Genomic DNA, 16,209 nt, shown 5'->3' on the forward strand with positions numbered 1-16,209 from the left:
AGGGCTAGATGGGTTGGGTATGCATCGGTGGGGGTACGCAATTACCGGGTGTACGGGTTAGTGACCCGGTGCCTGGTCATACGGTGGTGGGTTTTCCGTGGTACCGGGAACCGGCAAAAACCAAGAGGCATCCAGCAACAACCCAAACCTCGCCCCAGAAGCCCCAAACCCGGACATGTCTGATATAGACTGTGCGGGCGATTGCGCGCCACGTCCACGAACTCAACGCCGAGTTTTCCGACCCGCGCTGCCCAACAGCGAAGCCGAAGCTATCGCGCGCTCAATTTCCCGGTGGATTATCACTAAAGTAAGTCGCGCATGTGGCGTGACGGCGCAGCCGTCCACGAAGCCAACTTCATCAACATCCAATCCGCACGCGGCAAAAACCGGAGAAACCGCCGAAATGGCGACTAGAACATGCAAACGAGTTGATCGCGAAAGGAAAACTTGGTGAAGCTGACGAACCGACCGCACCCACACCACGGCGGGTCGTGTACGAGAGCAGCTGAAAAGACCGGAGCCAGCCCACGAGCTATGGACTCAGTGTGTCATGCTTAGGCACCGGATTTCTTCCACTAAGCGCACAGATCACATCGGTCGCGGACACTCAAGGGAAGTTCACTTGCCGTGCAATCTACAACCCCCGCGTGGGGCTCAAGATCCACTCACAGAGGTCAGCACACGCTCTTTCATATCCCCCGGAATAGCTCTCATCTAGCTGAGACTTCACTTTCCCAAAGAGGGCTTGAACCATTTTCTCCAATTTTCCCTCCGGATAAGCATTAGGAAGCTCATGGAGTGGGACGTTGAGAGAAACCGGAGGATCAGCATGAGTCCAGTAAGACCTCATATCCTCAGAAAAGATAAGCAAATCAGTGCCCATAAGGTGAGACTGCAAAACAACATTACCAAAAATAAGTGTTGGCATATTCTTTTGAATCATTAAGAGACCTTTACCTATGAATTTCGATGAGGTTACGCCCCAAGCCTACAGCTCACCCACCATCCAGATAGGTCACAGACGAAGTTGTGTGTGCTTGCACTGTCCGCCACCGAACAGCCCACGCCCACCCCGGGTTGGCGTGTGGACTTAACCATGTCTGCCAACGCGTCAACGTCCGCAGCCCGGTCAAGAGCCGGTAAAAGCCGTAGGGAGAAACCGCGACAGCAACCGCCCCAAAAACCGAGCATAACCCTACGTAATTTCCCTACCTCACCTGCGATAATCGCCCGCGCCAGTTTCGCCAGGATTCTCCCGAACACACCTCTTGCACTAAATCGCTCGTCCCGGGGTTTTGCTTGCTGATGCAGTGCGGGTGGGGGAGGAGGGAACCGCCGGAAAAGGATACCGCTACGCGGTCGCAGGAAGGTTTATTTCTCCCCTGGTTCCCGCAGGAATCAGGGAAACATCTGACTTGGTTCACGCAAATGTTGAAATTTTCGAGTGACCGTGTTTTCCATGGAGCCACGCCACCAACACTCGAGCAGTTCGACTCGATCTGGTTTCCGCAGCGACTGCTAGCAACCGATGAACTCGCTGCGGGCATCTATTGCATGCCGCGTGGCACGGCGCTGTGCCACCGCTACATCGAATCCAACCCGCAAGAAGCTATCTCGAACCTTCTGTTGGTCGATATTGGACACTCGGACGAGCTTCTACGAGCACTGTGGGACGGGAAAGAGTTTGGTTGAAACCCGCGAAAACGGCCAGGCACACGCCGTCTGGGCGTTTACTGAACCCATCACCCGCACCGAGTCCGCCAGCCGGAAAGCAATCACTTATGCCGCGTCCGTAGGCGAAGGGCTGCGCCGGTCCGTAGACGGGGAAAAGTCCTCTTCCGGGCTGATGACGAAAAACCCGCTTCACACGGACTGGGACGCGCGCACTGGATCACCGACGAACTCCGTACGCTCGACCAGCTTGCTGCATGGCTGGACGACATCGGCGTTCTACCGCCCCAATCTTGGCGACGAACCAGGCGGAAAACCCGGTCGGTCTGGGGCGAAACTGCGCCATTTTCGAGACTGCGCGGACATGGGCGTATCGTGCAGTTCGGCACCACTTTGGCGACCCCGAGGGGCTGGCAGGCGATAGACCCGTCATCCCCGAAAGACCCGTCCATAGTAGTGAGACACCCGCTTGTGCCCAGACAACACCCAAAAACGCGCTCTCCAATCAGGTGTTTTGATGATGGCAGTTTTCTCATCCATTGCCACGGTTAAAACCCGACAAAAGGAAACGGCCAACCGTCTAGGGCAGGGCGACATGAAAGAAGAGGGGCTAGAACACACACCCGCCAAAAAACACAGCACAGATCCCGGAGAGGATTGTCGCTGTACTATATATGGCGGCTGTGCGCCATGAGCCGTTTCTGATCAATTGGCCGATCTCTTTCGACAATGTCGACCACGTCGATAGCGCGCCACTGAAACCGGCGCCGACCAACAGAACCAGGGAGGGATGCATCGTCGAGACCTCCTCGGAAACGAGGGCGCCGAGGAGGAAGCACGCGGTTGTGTTTGCCAGCAGAGTACCCCAGAGTTGGGGCAAAAGACGGGTGCACCAGTACCTGCCGGTTCCACCGACTGCTGCTCCCACGGCAACCAGTAGCAGGGCATTCAGGCTCATGGGGTGCCCTCTTCTGCTACGAAGTTTCCATGATTGTTCAATGTTCGTCGATTGAGTGCGTCACCGAGGAGCCAGCCCCCGATACAGCTAACGAGTGTGGCGGCGAGATAGAGTGCTGCGAGCGGTGGGTCCGCTTTGGTGAGGATTACTGCGAACGTCGAGAAGCTGGTGAATCCTCCGAGTACTCCAGTTCCCAGGAACGGACCTGGTTTCCACCAGCCCATCGCGAAGGATCCCAGGGCGTTGATGATGATGAGCGGGAAGATGCCCGTACCGAGTGCAACGATGACCAGCCACCGGAGGCTGGCGCCGAGTGCGGCTCCGGTGGCCACCAGGATGGTTGGCATCATGGGTATACAGTCTATACAGGGCTCACTGCATCGAGGCGCTCTACCCCGGTTCCTCGTGCGACGTAGTCGGAGACAACTATCATTCCGATGATATTCGGGAGGATTATATTCCGTTGGTGAAGTCGGAGGACATCCAAAAGTGGTCCGCTCAGTCACGAGGGCGGTGAAAACTGCGATGGTGAACGAGAGTCCGTGCTAGATGCAGGGCGTGGTCTGAAGGCACTTACCAGATAGTGCTCGACACAGTAGAACCAGTCTAGTGTGTCGATGAATCTTCACGTCATGGAGAGGTTCCCCTGATAGACATTATGAAGAGTTCTTGTGGCTGTAGTTCCACTGCTCGCCCGGATTAGTCGGAGGACCGGATTAGTCGGAGGAAAGGCCACGGGTGGTGCCCGTCTGCCTCGCCAAGATGATGGCCGCCTCGGCATTACCACCGGTGGTGGCGGTGGCGGTGAAGACGTTCGGAAGGTGATCTTCGGAGGAACGGGGTGGGGCCGGTGAATGGTGGATATGCGCTCCGTGTGGGGTTGAGTGGTGTTTTGGTGTAGCAGGCGCGCTGTGATCTCCGGCGATGCGGAGGCAGCGGATTGACTACCCCGCATCCGCCGGTTTGACGCCGTAACCGGTTGAGCCGAACGGGTGTCGGCTAGGCGGCCGCTTCCGCTGTACTCACGTACCCGCTACTTCCAGTCCATTTCCTGGCGGACGAGGAATTCCTGGCATTCTTCGGGAGACTTTCGCAAGTCCGGATCGAATTTCAGGTAAGCGTTAGTTTCTCTGACAACGAGTCCTGAGAGTATCAGCAGTCCGATGAGGTTGGGCAGCGCCATCAGGCCGTTGGCAACGTCGGAGAAGGTCCAGATCGGGGTGAGCTCGGAAATCGCACCGATGAACACGCAGACGGTTGCGAGCATCCTGTAGGGGACGGTCGATCGGATTCCGAAGAGCGACTGCAGGCAGCGTTCCCCGTAGTAGTACCAGCCGAGGATCGTGGAGAAAGCGAAGAACACGACGGACATGGAGACGATGGTCCCGCCCCATTGTCCGGGGAGTCCCCGGGAGAATGCTTCCGCGGTCATGATGTTGGCATGTTCCTTGCCGAGGTCCCATGCTCCGGTGGTGATGATCGTGAGGCCGGTGAAGGTGACGACAACGATGGTGTCGATGAACGTCTGGGTCATGGAGACGAGCCCCTGGCGAGTGGGATGCGAGGTCTTTGCCGCGGCTGCCGCGATTGCTCCGGTGCCGATACCGGATTCGTTCGAGAAAATGCCTCGTGCCACACCCATTTGAAGGACAAGAATGATCGCGGAGCCGGCGAACCCACCCACGGCGGCTGTTCCCGTGAATGCGTCGGTGAAGATCAGACCGAATGCGGCGGGAATACCTGCGGCGTTCCGGAACAGTACGACGAGGGAACCGCCGATGTAGAGGATGATCATGAGCGGTACGAAGGCGGATGTGATGGTGCCGATGGCCCGGATTCCGCCGAGCAGCACTGTTCCCGTGCAAACGAACATGATGATTCCGGAGATCCAGGGATCCACACCGAATGTGTCCTCCATACCTGCAGCCACTGCGTTGGCTTGAGTCAGGTTTCCGATGCCGAGTGCCGCGATCGGGGTGAGGATCGCGAAGAACAGCGCCAGCCAGCGGCCCAGTGGGCCTTTAATACCACGCTTCAGGTAATACTGTGGTCCGCCGGACTGGTTGCCCTTTGAATCAGTGACGCGGAATCGGACACCGAGGTAGGCCTCTGTGTACTTGGAGGCCATACCGACGAGTCCGGTCATCCACATCCAGAACAATGCGCCTGGTCCACCGACCGCGAGTGCGGTGGCGACGCCGACGATGTTGCCGACACCGACGGTGGCGGCGAGAGCGGTTGTCAGTGCCTGATAATTGGAGATGTCACCCTCTCCCTCTTTGTCGTTGGCATCGACAAAACCGTGACGCAAACCGAGGAACAGGGCGCGGAACTGGAGTCCGCGGAGCCGGATAGTGAGGTACAGTCCGGTTCCTAGGAGTAACGGGATGAGGAGGAATGGGCCCCAGATGATGCCGGATAGGGTGACGAGCAGATCATTCAGCGTGGACATACTGTAGAAAATTACAGGTTCTGTTTAGTTAGCACAGGTTTTCCCTGATTACCGTCCCCCATGGTCACCCCCGGCTTTGCGTGGGGTTTTCCTGGCTATTTCCGAAATATCGTGAAGACGAGAATCCTGGGGGTGATTCCCTGCGCGCCGGACAAATTCGGGGGAAGATTGGGGGTGAGTCCGCGGACGGGTGTCGTCAGTGCAGTACCCGATGCATCCGCCCGGCAACCCGTCGAACAAGAAGGAGCCTCCACAGACATGGCACACGACCGCGCAGGCCAACCCGCCCTTGACAGTGATCTCATCGACATCGCGGAGGTCGTCACCGCGTACTACACCCGCACCCCGGATGTGGAGGACCCTGACCAGCAGGTTGCCTTCGGGACATCCGGACACCGGGGTTCATCCCTGGACACTGCGTTCAATGAAAACCACATCCTCGCGACGACGCAGGCGATCGTCGACTATCGCAGGCGGGAGAAGATCGGGGGTCCCGTCTACATCGGTCGCGACCCCCATGCGCTCTCCGAACCCGCGATGGTGTCCGCGCTGGAGGTTCTTCTCGCCAACGACATCTCGGTGCTGGTCGATGACCGCGGGCGGTACACACCGACTCCGGCTGTCTCGCACGCGATCCTCGCACACAATGCCCGGCTCGATGGTGGTGTGACGGGAACAGATCCCCGTCGAGCCGACGGAATCATCATCACGCCGTCGCACAATCCGCCCCGTGACGGCGGATTCAAGTACAACCCTCCGAATGGTGGACCAGCGGACACTGACGCCACCGACTGGATCGCCGCTCGCGCGAATGATCTGCTTCGGGAAGGCATGGCGGGAGTGCTGCGTACCCCGGTGTCCGGTGTTCTCGACAAGCGCTGCAGCAGGCACAACTACATGGACACCTACATCGCCGATCTGCCGAATGTGGTGGATATGGAGGTGATCCGGGAATCGGGTCTGACCATCGGGGCGGACCCGATGGGTGGTGCCGCGGTGGATTACTGGGGCGCGATCGCGGATGCTCACGGACTGAACCTGACCGTTGTCAATCCCCGGGTCGATGCGACGTGGAGGTTCATGACGCTGGACACCGACGGCAAGATCAGGATGGACTGCTCGAGTGCGAATTCCATGGCGTCGCTCGTGGCGAACCGTGGGAGCTTTGATCTCGCGACCGGAAATGACGCGGATGCGGATCGACACGGCATCGTCACCCCGGATGCGGGGCTGATGAACCCGAACCACTATCTCGCAGTGGCCATCGATTATCTCTTCCGGCGTCGGCACAACTGGGATCAGCGCATCAATGTCGGTAAAACCCTGGTGTCCTCATCGATGGTTGATCGGGTCGTCGCTGAACTCGGACGCACACTCGTCGAGGTTCCCGTCGGGTTCAAGTGGTTCGTACCGGGTCTCATTGACGGCACCATCGGTTTCGGTGGTGAGGAGTCTGCGGGTGCTTCGTTCCTGCGGCGGGATGGATCCGTGTGGTCCACTGACAAAGACGGGATCATCCTTGATCTGCTGGCGAGTGAAATCACCGCAGCGACGGGGAAGACCCCGTCGGAGCGATATGCGGAGCTGGAGCAGAAGTTCGGTAGTCCGGTTTACGCGCGGACGGATGCCCCGGCGAACCGGCAGCAGAAGGCGGTGCTCAAGAAACTGTCGCCGGCTGATGTCACAGCCACGGAATTGGCTGGTGAAGCGATCACCGCGAAACTTACGGAAGCACCCGGAAATGGCGCAGCGATCGGCGGACTGAAGGTTACGACGAAATCTGCCTGGTTCGCGGCGCGTCCCTCCGGAACCGAGGACAAGTACAAGATCTACGCGGAGTCCTTCCTGGGAGAGGAACACCTGAGTGAGGTTCAGGCACAGGCACAGGAACTGGTTTCGGAGGTGCTGGGAGGCTGATCTGCGGCGGGGCTGTCGGAGCTGATCTGCGGCGGGGCTGTCGGATTGGGGTCGTCTCGATCCTGCCGCGGCCCCGCTGTCGATGGCCTTCCGGGGAAAGATGAATCGACGCGAGATGCATGATCTGCGCTAGGGTTAGCGATTGTGACCAAAAATATGAAGAATATGTCGATGAATCCTGCGGCACATGTCGAGGCCGCGAAGCCTGAGTTTGTCCCGGCGAGGTACGACAGCCGCTCGGTGGTCCTTGATGTTGTTTCTGCCTTGGCCCGGCTCGCTCTCGCCGTGGTGTGGCTCTACAGCGGGTGGCAGAAGATCACGGAGCCTGTATCCACCAAACAGGCTGTTCGAGCTTACGAACTGTTCAGTGACGATACCGCGGACCTTATAGCAATAGTCCTGCCGATCGGTGAGTTGATTCTCGGTGTGCTCATCCTCATCGGTCTTTTCCTTCGTTTTAGTGCCTTCATTTCCGGGGTGCTCCTCCTTGTATTCATCGGAGGCATTGGCTGGGCCTGGTCCCGCGGTCTGTCCATCGACTGTGGGTGCTTCGGCGGAGGCGGCGCAAATGCTGAGGTGACCTGGTGGAATTATCTTTCGGAGATTCTCCGGGATGTCGTGTTCCTGGTTCTGTCCTGGGTCGTTCTTCGCTGGCCTTTCAAACGATTCGCACTCCACGGCTGAACGGGGACTAGGCTGCTAGATCGGGGAGTGCCACAGGCCTCCTCGCGGGGCACCCCACGTTCGTGACGGCTGGGGCTCGCCCGATCGGGCGCTGTGCTGGTCGCAGTAATACCCGGACCGAATATCCACTTCAACCGTAGAGGTTTAAAAGAACGTGAGCACCAAGATCAAGTCCCCGAATGAAAAGGGGCATGGTTTCCTTTGGGCACTGCTGGCTGTACTGGGTGTGGCAGTGCTCGTGATCGGTTACATCGTCATCTCGGGTAATCAGGAAGAGCCGGTAGAAATCGAACCAGTCGCCTTCACCGTGAATCACGAGGACGGGTACATCGCCCTCGCCTCGGACTCGGCGGGATCCGACACTCCGACCGTTGATCTCTATGAGGACTATTCATGCCCGCACTGTGCGGAACTGGCTGAAGCGACGGACGGTGACATGAAACAGGCGATCACTGACGGTGAGTTGATTGTCAACATCCACCCGCTGAGCTTCGTTTCTGCCGGTGACGGCAAACACTCTACGCTGGCGGGCACCGCCGCACTGACCGTCGCAGAGAGTGGTGACGCAGAGGTCTACTGGAATTTCCGGACGCTGCTGATGGACGAGCAGGCGAAGATCTTCGGCAAGTGGGACTATAACAATTTTGCGGATGCGGCACTCAAGGTCGGGGCGAATGAAGAAACCGTTGCAAAGATCCGTTCCGGCGCAGAGCAGGAACGGTTCGATGAGATCGCCGCTGAGAACGCCGAGAAATTGAAGGCGCAGACGGGCCGTGTTTCCTCCCCGCGCATCATTCGTGACGGCGAGGATGTCCCGCTGGAGAACTGGGTGGCCACGGTTACCGGCTAATTAATTCCCGGTCTCACTCGATGGTGGAGTCACGTCCGTGGGCGGATGGGACTCCACCATCATTGTGTTGTGTGGGGAACAGGTGATTTGTTCGCAGAGGGTTCTAGCGTGTAGATTGGGGGAGTCGCAAACAAGGGGCTATGGCGCAGCTGGTAGCGCACCACACTGGCAGTGTGGGGGTCAGGGGTTCGAGTCCCCTTAGCTCCACTGTGAACCGGAAGATTAAAAATCACTCCGGTGCACCGCCCGCAGGTTTCGGCCCCGGGCACATCAAGTTCATATCAGGGGCTATGGCGCAGCTGGTAGCGCACCACACTGGCAGTGTGGGGGTCAGGGGTTCGAGTCCCCTTAGCTCCACTTCTCATGAATGAAAGAAGAGCACTCCGCGATGAAACGGAGCGCTCTTCTTTCTCTGTGTTTCCACACTGCACGATATCTGTGGCTGAGGTCAGTCGGTGCCACCGTGATGAGGGGCCAGCCGTTCGGCACCGTCGAGAAGTAGCTCCACCTTTCGACGCCACCACTGGTCCAGACCGGTTTCAATGATGTCGCTGAGTGTGCCCGTGATATCTGTGGAGAGTTCTGAGTGCCGGAGAAGATCGCCGGCCGCAGTGTCGAGATCGGTGGCGTCGACTTTTGCGAGTAGACGTTCCGTGCGGTTGACGGTGTCTATCGTCATGTCCATGAGGGTGTCAAGAATCAGTAGGGCATCGGGGATGGGCCAGTCGTAGGTTTTGTGTAGAACCTGAACCGATTCCTCCAGGAGTCTGATGATGCCGGAGGGTGGGGTTGCCTCGAGATCCTGGAGGACTCCGGCGATTCCCCGATGTTCGGCGAGGAAAGACCACTCGCGTTCAGCGAGTCCGGTTAGGTAGTTTCGCCACGTGGAGTGGGAGAAATCTGAGGTGTTCTCTGCGATGGCTCGGTCCACTGCTCCGCGGAGAAGTTCGCGCCGGGAGCCGATGTGCCGGTAGAGGGATGATTGATCAACTCCGAGATGGCGGGCGATCGCCGTTGTGCTTGCGTCAGTGAACCCCAGAGTGAGGACGGCCCGTTCGATGTCGACGCGGTTGATCTTCGCGGGTCGGCCGGGGCCTCTGGTGAACATGGAGCTCCTGACTGTGGAACGTATGTCTCCGATTCTACCCTCGGATGCCGGGAATTACGTATTACACACTAGCTATTGCAAATAGGTTAGGCATACCCTACCCTTACGCTTGTCGGTGCCATCGGGCGCACCGGGGAAGACTAGGAGTGGATATGACGCAGCAGCGAACAGCGGTGAAAGTTCGGTACACCGCACCTGAGAGATGGACCCTCACAGTAGTTGTTCTGGCGTCCTCGCTCATGGTTGCGGACATGATGATCGTTGCGGTCGGGCTACCGGCCATCGCGGAAGAGCTGACGGACGCGACTCTCAGCCGGATGCAGTGGATCATCGTTGCCTATTCGCTGGCGTTCGGTGCCTTGATTCAACCGGCGGGGGCACTGAGTGATCGGCTCGGCAGCAAGCGGATGTTCATGACCGGGATCGTTGCGTTCACCGTCGCATCCGCCGCCTGTGGTCTCGCACCTTCGATGAGTGCACTCATCGGGTTCCGGGCAGCCCAGGGCATCTCCGCCTCAGTGATGTTTGCCAATGCGATGCCGCTCATGGCACGGTGCTTCGACGGTGAACGTAGAACGATGGCTATCGCGATCTGGAGCGGTGCGGTAGGAATCTCTGCAGTGCTCTCACCGGTGATCGGAGGCCTGCTCGTCGATGCATTTAGTTGGCGTTCCATGTTCCTGATCAATCTTCCGCTGGGTGTGCTCACGGTCGTCATCGCGGTCAGATATCTGCCGATGGACCATGACCGGCAGCGGGATTCCCGGCCCTTTGACTTCACCGGGGCTGTACTTCTCGCGGGTGCTCTCCTCGCACTGAACTACGGTGTCACCCGTGCTCAGGAAGATGGCTGGCTGCATAACACGGTGCTCACCCTGCTCGGGTCCTCGGTTGTTCTGCTGGCGTTGTTTGCAGCCCGTGAACTTCGCTGCTCCGCTCCGGTACTCGATCTTCGTCTGCTCACCCGCCCCTCTTTCCTCGGGATCTCGTTGATCGCGGTGATCAACCGATTCATCACCGGTGGTGCCATGGTTTACTTCATGCTCTATCTTCAGGAGGGACATGGCTACTCGCCACTGCAAACGGGGCTGCTCTTCTTTCCGCTTGGTGCCTGTGCCATGGCTGGATCCATCGGCGCAGGAAAACTACAGGGCAGGTATCCCGTGAACAGTGTGCTCGCGGTTGGTGGTGTGTTGATCGCTGTGGCCGCTGTGGTGTTCGTGTGGCAGTTGACCGCACTGCATGATCCGTTGTGGCTGATTCCGGCGACGATGGTCTGGGGCGCAGGTAACGCACTGGTGAATACCCCACTGATGAATGTTGCGACAAGCTCGGTGCCGATTCAGCAGGTTGGTATGGCCACGGGACTGATCAACAGTTTCTTCCCGATCGGTGCATCAGTGGGCACGGTGGTTCTCGGCACGGTGTTTACCGGAGTTCTGGCGGAGGGGCCGTATACCAGTCAGTTGGAGGCACTCGGTGCAGCCACCGGAAGGCTCTACATCGTCATTTTTGTGATGGCTTTGCTTGGTGCTGTTGTGGCGTGGAGCCTGATTCGTCCGGATCGTGAGAAGATGACTGCGTGAGGATACCCGTCGGGTGCGCGATGCCTAGACTTGGGGAATGACCACCATCATCGTTGAACGTCCCACGGATTCCGACAGTGTCATTCACCGTGTCATCGCGGGAGACAACACGGTGTACGGCGAAGGTGACTTGCTCATTGACGTCGAGTACTCCAGCCTGAACTACAAGGATGCACTCGCGCTCCGGGGGACGAAGGGTGTTGTCAGGACCTGGCCGCTGATTCCGGGGATTGATGCCTGCGGAACCGTCGTCGACAGTGGCTCCGCCCGTTTTTCCCCGGGGGACCGCGTTGTTCTCAACGGCGCCGGGCTGGGGGAGACACGGGCTGGTGGGTACACCCTCAGACTACGGATCGATTCGGCGTCGACCGTGCATATTCCGGAGAGGATCAGTACAGTTCGGGCGGCGGCTGTCGGAACCGCCGGGTTCACCGCCGCACTCTCCGTCTGTGCGCTTAGCGGGGCGGGCGTCACTCCGGATGACGGGCCGGTATTGGTCACCGGAGCGACAGGAGGCGTGGGTAGTACGGCGATCCTGCTGCTCACCAGCCTCGGTTTCGAAGTTGTCGCGGCAACTGGGCGGGCGAATGAACATGGGGAGATGCTGCGGGAACTGGGTGCCGTCACGGTTATCGACAGAGACGGGTTGGCGGGCGTCGGCAGGCCGCTGCAGTCGGAGCGCTACGCCGGAGCAATCGATTCGGTGGGCTCGCATACCCTGGTCAATGCTCTCGCGCAGGTGAAATGGGGTGGTGCGGTGACTGCCTGCGGTCTCGCCCAAGGGCCGGACCTGCCGGGGAATGTCATGCCCTTTATCCTGCGTTCGGTGAAACTCCTCGGTATTAATTCGGTCGATGCACCGATAGCGCTCAGGAGGCAGGCATGGAATCTGCTTTCGACCCATCTGAACCTTGATGCCCTTGATCGGATCACCACCCTCGTTCCTCTTTCCGGTGTCGTGCAGGCGGGTGAGGATTTGTTGGGTGGACGGCTCGCGGGCCGTATGGTGCTCGATGTCGGAGTCTGAATCCCGGTTCCCCCGTTCGGGCGTAGTGGTTGCGCCCACGTGTCGGCGGGGTCGGGCTGTCTCGGACAGTGGAGTCTGCTACCTAGCCCCTGGCTGGGGTGCCTGTCACAGGGTCCGGGCACACCTGCAGATCATTTCGGTGCAACAATGGAGTCATGGAAAATAACGATGACATCATCAAGGTTCTCAACGGTGAGGAGTGCATCGAACGTCTAGAGCGTGTTCGACTCGGCCGTGTTGTCGTGCGGCGTTCCGACGACATGGACATCTTCCCTGTCAATTTCGTGACGGATGAGGGGCGGATCTACTTCCGTACCGCTGAGGGATCCAAACTGTTCACGATCGAACTCAACCACGACGTGCTCTTCGAAGCCGACGAGGTCGTGGATGGGCGTGCGTGGTCGGTTGTGGTCAAGGGGGAGGCGGAGCTGCTGAAATCCAGTGCTGCGATCCAGCACGCAGACACCTTGCCGCTCAAGCCCTGGCTGCCGACCCTGAAGTACAACTATGTCTGCATCACGCCACGAGAGTTGAACGGGCGTGAGTTCGTGCTCGGCGATGAACCTGAGCGCTACTGACCAGGTGGGATTCATCAAACGGACGTGCTCACCGGATGCTGCCCGAGCGGAAGCTGCCGGACTCCGGTGGCTGCGTGAGGGAAGTTCCTGTGTGGTCGACGTGTTGGATGTCGATGGTGCGTCGATAACCACTGAAATGGTCGAAGTGGTTCGGCCGACCCCGGAAGCCGCTTATCATGCGGGCCGTGAACTGGCCCGGATACATGCCTCCGGGGCAGAGGCATTCGGGTGCCCACCTGCGCCGGATGGGCACCCGTGGAGCGGCACGAACTACATCGGCTCCATTCCCCAACGCTGTGATCCGACGGATGATTGGGCGGAATTCTACACGGAGCAGCGGGTACTTCCGTTCGTCCGTGAGGCCCATGGACGGGGAACCGTCACCACGGAAACGGTTGATCTCGTGGAACGTGCCTGCGCTGCGCTCCGAGGGCACCGCTGGGATCTTGTTCCTGCACGGGTTCACGGTGATCTGTGGGCGGGGAACCTGCTCTTCGGAACGACGGGGCCGGTGTTCATTGATCCGGCCGCGCACGGAGGCAACCCGGAAACCGATCTCGCCATGCTCGCCCTGTTCGGTGCACCTCATCTCGGGGAGATCCGTCGGGGTTACGTCGAGGAATCCGGGGCATCCCCGGATTTCATGGTCTCAACTCCGATCCACCAGCTCCACCCACTCGCGGTCCATGCCCTGACCCACGGATCTACATACGGGCGGGAACTCCATCGGACTGCGGGTAATGTCCTCCGCTTGCTCGGGGAAAGTTCGTGACCGGACTTGATCAGCGCCACCAGTCATCATGGGGAGTGACCGGGAGAGCGCGTTTGTGCAGGCCGATTCGCCACAGGTGCTCCAATCGTTGTACTGCGGCGTCGGGGACATCGACGGTTGTGTTCTCGATGTAGTCGTCGATCTGCCGGTAGGTAATCCCCAGCGCCTCCTCATCAGGAAGCGCGGGGCGGTCATCCTCGAGATCTGCTGTGGGGACCTTCGTCCACGTCGAGCTGGGTGCCCCGAGTTCGGCCAGGAGAGCAGCACCCTGACGCTTCGAGAGCCCGAACAGGGGAAGGACGTCAGCGGCGCCGTCGCCGAACTTGGTGAAGAAGCCGGTGACGTTTTCTGCGGCATGGTCGGTTCCGATCACCAAAGCCCCTTTTTCTCCCGCGATGGCGTATTGCGCGAGCATTCGCGCGCGTGCCTTCGCGTTACCTTTGTTGAAGTCCCCTAGAGCGGTGATTCGGAGGGCCGCAGACACTGCGGTGTCGACGGCGTCGGCGATCTCCCGTATGTTCACCGTCAGAGTGTGGTCGGGACGGATGAAGTCGAGGGCCACCTGCGCATCGTCCTCGTCCAACTGAACACCGTAGGGGAGGCGCACGGCGTGGAACGCTGCCTCGGTGCCCGAATCCCTCAATCGTTCCACCGCAAGTTGAGCCAGGCGGCCGGCGAGAGTCGAATCCTGGCCACCCGAGATTCCGAGAACGTAGCCGGACGATCCCGTTTTGCGCAGGTAGTCTGCGAGGAAGGTGATTCGTTCCTCCACTTCCGTAGCTGGATCGATCTCCGGTTTCGTATGCAGGGAAGCGATGATGTTTTCGCGGGTGAGCTGCTGTTCGGGGGTCATGGTCGACCAGTCTAGTGAGCGGACCGGACACCCGCGTCCGACTGTCGATGGGCGGAGCTTGGCGGAGGTGGTTTGTTCCGCAGGATACCTTCCGATAGTATTAGTCCTCGTGTCATGACAAGGCCGTCCCGATATGTCACCAGGTAGCGTACACAACCGGTGTCGGGGACTGGAACCGGTCAGGGAAGCAGACAAACCGGCGGTCGCCGGTCCACGCGCATGAGAGAAAGGAGCGCCCGATGAAGGTCCGTAAGTCACTTCGGTCGCTGAAAAACAAGCCGGGCGCCCAGGTCGTGCGTCGTCACGGCAAGGTGTTCGTGATCAACAAGAAGGACCCGCGTTTCAAGGCTCGTCAGGGTTAATTGGCCGTGTCCCGGAAAGAGCCGGGCGGATGAGGGAGGAAACTCTTTCATCCGCCCGGCTCCTTTTTGTATCGTCCCTCCGGGGAAGGCCTTGAATTATAACGTTTTTGTAACATTAGTGAGTTTGTTCCGGGGTGAACTGGGGAAATGTCTGGATGGTTCGAGTCGGGGCAACATGCGTGTAATTTCATGGCGGGCGGCAAGGGCAGATATTGTGCCGCCGGGCGGGGGTTTGCTGGGAGTTTAATGGCCGTAACTACTATATGTTGTGTAACTTGATTCGATTGACCACAAAGTATAGTGTTCCTACCTGTCACCGGTTGAGCCGACGTTCACCTGATCGGCCCTCGGCGGAGACCTGGACAGTCGCCCAACGGCAGCTTGCATCACCGCTCGGACGCAGACGCATAAGCTTCGAATACACAAGGAAGTCTCACTCATGGCCATCACCGTTTACAGTAAGCCCGCATGCATGCAGTGCAACGCGACCAAGAAGGCGTTGGATCGCGCGGGCCTCGACTATGAGCTTGTCGACATCAGCCTTGACGATGAAGCCCGCGATTACGTGATGGCTCTCGGGTACCTGCAGGCCCCGGTCGTCGAGGTGGATGGTGAACACTGGTCGGGTTTCCGTCCGGAGCGTATCCGTGGACTGGCGGCACAGGTCGCCTAGATTCAGGGCGGTCATCGCGGAATGTGAGTGAAACAGGGCCGTGCGGAGGGTGGTGGCAACCGTCCCGCCGCGCGGCCTTCGCTGTGTCCTCACCCAAAACTGATGGACAACCGGAAAGAAAGCTCGGACCGTGGCGACGGTGGCTTCGCCTGTTCCGTCGAATCTCACCAGTCACCAGCACCGGAAAGGAAGTGACCACGGACGATGCTCGTCGTCTACTTCTCATCCGTTACCGAGAACACCCACCGGTTCGTCGGCCATCTGGATCTCCCGAGCGTCCGTATCCCGCTGCGCCGTGCTGATCCCCCGGTGGTCGTCGACGAACCTTACGTTCTCATCTGCCCCACCTATGGTGGTGGAGCCTCTGTTGCCGGACATGAATCACGGCCGGTTCCGTCCCAGGTTGTCCGCTTTCTCAACAACCCACACAACCGCAGTCTGATTCGTGCGGTCGTCGCCAGTGGAAACACCAACTTCGGTGTCGACTACGCCCGTGCTGGAGACGTCATCTCCGCTAAATGCGGCGTCCCCTTCGTCTATCGCTTCGAGCTCATGGGCACGCCTGAAGATGTTGCCACCCTGCGTCACGGCCTAGTGGAGCACGGTGCGAAACTGGGTTTGCTGACGGATGCCAGGGCTGCGCACACGGCTCCGGCCGGATAACACCCATATACTTTTCGCTTTATCACCCACCCACCCAATCGCCGTGGAAGCGGCG

17 protein-coding genes and 2 tRNA genes are annotated in these 16,209 nt (G+C 59.3%); 14 read left to right on the top strand and 5 right to left on the bottom strand.

The features are described 5' to 3' along the window. Positions 1–1,428: 1,428 nt before the first annotated feature. Positions 1,429–1,692, top strand: a complete 264-nt coding sequence (locus QWU43_RS00005; RefSeq protein WP_370916828.1) for a hypothetical protein — start codon at positions 1,429–1,431, stop codon at positions 1,690–1,692. Then, entirely contained in the window at positions 1,685–2,095 is a 411-nt protein-coding gene (locus tag QWU43_RS00010) for a replication initiation protein (RefSeq protein ID WP_370916829.1), read from the top strand. Before QWU43_RS00005 ends, QWU43_RS00010 begins: the two co-directional genes overlap by 8 nt. A 186-nt stretch (positions 2,096–2,281) precedes the next feature. On the opposite strand, the gene QWU43_RS00015 is transcribed toward QWU43_RS00010, so the two are convergent. The 3 genes from QWU43_RS00015 to QWU43_RS00025 all read right to left on the bottom strand — a co-directional run bounded on the left by QWU43_RS00015 (position 2,282) and on the right by QWU43_RS00025 (position 5,081). Then, entirely contained in the window at positions 2,282–2,629 is a 348-nt protein-coding gene (locus QWU43_RS00015; RefSeq protein WP_370915591.1) for a CrcB family protein, read from the bottom strand. Beyond that, positions 2,626–2,979 (bottom strand): fluoride efflux transporter family protein, encoded by a 354-nt coding sequence (locus tag QWU43_RS00020; protein ID WP_370916830.1) that lies wholly within the window; start codon positions 2,977–2,979, stop codon positions 2,626–2,628. Before QWU43_RS00020 ends, QWU43_RS00015 begins: the two co-directional genes overlap by 4 nt. A 683-nt stretch (positions 2,980–3,662) precedes the next feature. Then, positions 3,663–5,081, bottom strand: a complete 1,419-nt coding sequence (locus QWU43_RS00025) for an alanine/glycine:cation symporter family protein (RefSeq protein ID WP_370916831.1) — start codon at positions 5,079–5,081, stop codon at positions 3,663–3,665. A 258-nt stretch (positions 5,082–5,339) separates the two neighbouring features. On the opposite strand from QWU43_RS00025, the gene pgm reads away from it, so the two are divergent. From pgm to QWU43_RS00050, 5 genes are all read left to right on the top strand, one after another. Then, positions 5,340–6,998, top strand: coding sequence for a phosphoglucomutase (alpha-D-glucose-1,6-bisphosphate-dependent) (pgm, locus tag QWU43_RS00030; RefSeq protein ID WP_370915594.1), 1,659 nt, complete (start codon positions 5,340–5,342; stop codon positions 6,996–6,998). 240 nt (positions 6,999–7,238) lie between these two features. Beyond that, positions 7,239–7,682 carry a DoxX family protein gene (locus QWU43_RS00035; RefSeq protein ID WP_370915726.1) on the top strand — a complete coding sequence of 148 codons (444 nt, stop codon included), beginning with the start codon at positions 7,239–7,241 and terminating at the stop codon, positions 7,680–7,682. A 154-nt stretch (positions 7,683–7,836) separates the two neighbouring features. Then, positions 7,837–8,532, top strand: a complete 696-nt coding sequence (locus tag QWU43_RS00040; RefSeq protein ID WP_370915595.1) for a DsbA family protein — start codon at positions 7,837–7,839, stop codon at positions 8,530–8,532. Between the two features lie 134 nt (positions 8,533–8,666). Next, positions 8,667–8,739 (top strand) — tRNA-Ala (locus tag QWU43_RS00045). A 77-nt stretch (positions 8,740–8,816) separates the two neighbouring features. Beyond that, a tRNA-Ala gene (locus QWU43_RS00050) sits at positions 8,817–8,889 on the top strand. 91 nt (positions 8,890–8,980) lie between these two features. Here QWU43_RS00050 and QWU43_RS00055 read toward each other — a convergent pair. Next, positions 8,981–9,640 carry a TetR/AcrR family transcriptional regulator gene (locus QWU43_RS00055; RefSeq protein WP_370915596.1) on the bottom strand — a complete coding sequence of 220 codons (660 nt, stop codon included), beginning with the start codon at positions 9,638–9,640 and terminating at the stop codon, positions 8,981–8,983. A 152-nt stretch (positions 9,641–9,792) separates the two neighbouring features. Here QWU43_RS00055 and QWU43_RS00060 point away from each other — a divergent pair, with 152 nt between their 5' ends. The 4 genes from QWU43_RS00060 to QWU43_RS00075 all read left to right on the top strand — a co-directional run bounded on the left by QWU43_RS00060 (position 9,793) and on the right by QWU43_RS00075 (position 13,603). Further along, complete coding sequence (locus QWU43_RS00060) at positions 9,793–11,226, top strand: MFS transporter (protein WP_370916832.1); 1,434 nt, start codon at positions 9,793–9,795, stop codon at positions 11,224–11,226. A gap of 37 nt (positions 11,227–11,263) precedes the next feature. Continuing rightward, positions 11,264–12,253, top strand: a complete 990-nt coding sequence (locus tag QWU43_RS00065; protein WP_370915598.1) for an MDR family oxidoreductase — start codon at positions 11,264–11,266, stop codon at positions 12,251–12,253. A gap of 155 nt (positions 12,254–12,408) precedes the next feature. After that, positions 12,409–12,831: a pyridoxamine 5'-phosphate oxidase family protein gene (locus tag QWU43_RS00070; protein ID WP_370915599.1), complete on the top strand. Its 423-nt coding sequence runs from the start codon at positions 12,409–12,411 to the stop codon at positions 12,829–12,831. Further along, positions 12,812–13,603 (top strand): fructosamine kinase family protein, encoded by a 792-nt coding sequence (locus QWU43_RS00075; RefSeq protein WP_370917184.1) that lies wholly within the window; start codon positions 12,812–12,814, stop codon positions 13,601–13,603. Before QWU43_RS00070 ends, QWU43_RS00075 begins: the two co-directional genes overlap by 20 nt. 10 nt (positions 13,604–13,613) lie before the next feature. Here QWU43_RS00075 and nadE read toward each other — a convergent pair whose 3' ends face one another. Next, the gene (nadE, locus tag QWU43_RS00080; protein ID WP_370915601.1) at positions 13,614–14,456 is read right to left on the bottom strand and encodes an ammonia-dependent NAD(+) synthetase; all 843 of its coding nucleotides are present in this window, start codon (positions 14,454–14,456) and stop codon (positions 13,614–13,616) included. Positions 14,457–14,695: 239 nt separating this feature from the next. On the opposite strand from nadE, the gene ykgO reads away from it, so the two are divergent. From ykgO to nrdI, 3 genes are all read left to right on the top strand, one after another. Continuing rightward, positions 14,696–14,818, top strand: a complete 123-nt coding sequence (gene ykgO, locus QWU43_RS00085; protein WP_012732041.1) for a type B 50S ribosomal protein L36 — start codon at positions 14,696–14,698, stop codon at positions 14,816–14,818. 439 nt (positions 14,819–15,257) lie between these two features. After that, on the top strand, positions 15,258–15,491 hold the full coding sequence (nrdH, locus tag QWU43_RS00090; RefSeq protein ID WP_370915602.1) for a glutaredoxin-like protein NrdH: 234 nt from the start codon (positions 15,258–15,260) through the stop codon (positions 15,489–15,491). Positions 15,492–15,695: 204 nt separating this feature from the next. Then, on the top strand, positions 15,696–16,154 hold the full coding sequence (gene nrdI / locus QWU43_RS00095) for a class Ib ribonucleoside-diphosphate reductase assembly flavoprotein NrdI (protein ID WP_370915603.1): 459 nt from the start codon (positions 15,696–15,698) through the stop codon (positions 16,152–16,154). Positions 16,155–16,209: the final 55 nt, after the last annotated feature.

Source organism: Corynebacterium sp. CCM 9204 (assembly GCF_041357695.1).
In the GTDB taxonomy this organism is placed as follows: domain Bacteria; phylum Actinomycetota; class Actinomycetes; order Mycobacteriales; family Mycobacteriaceae; genus Corynebacterium.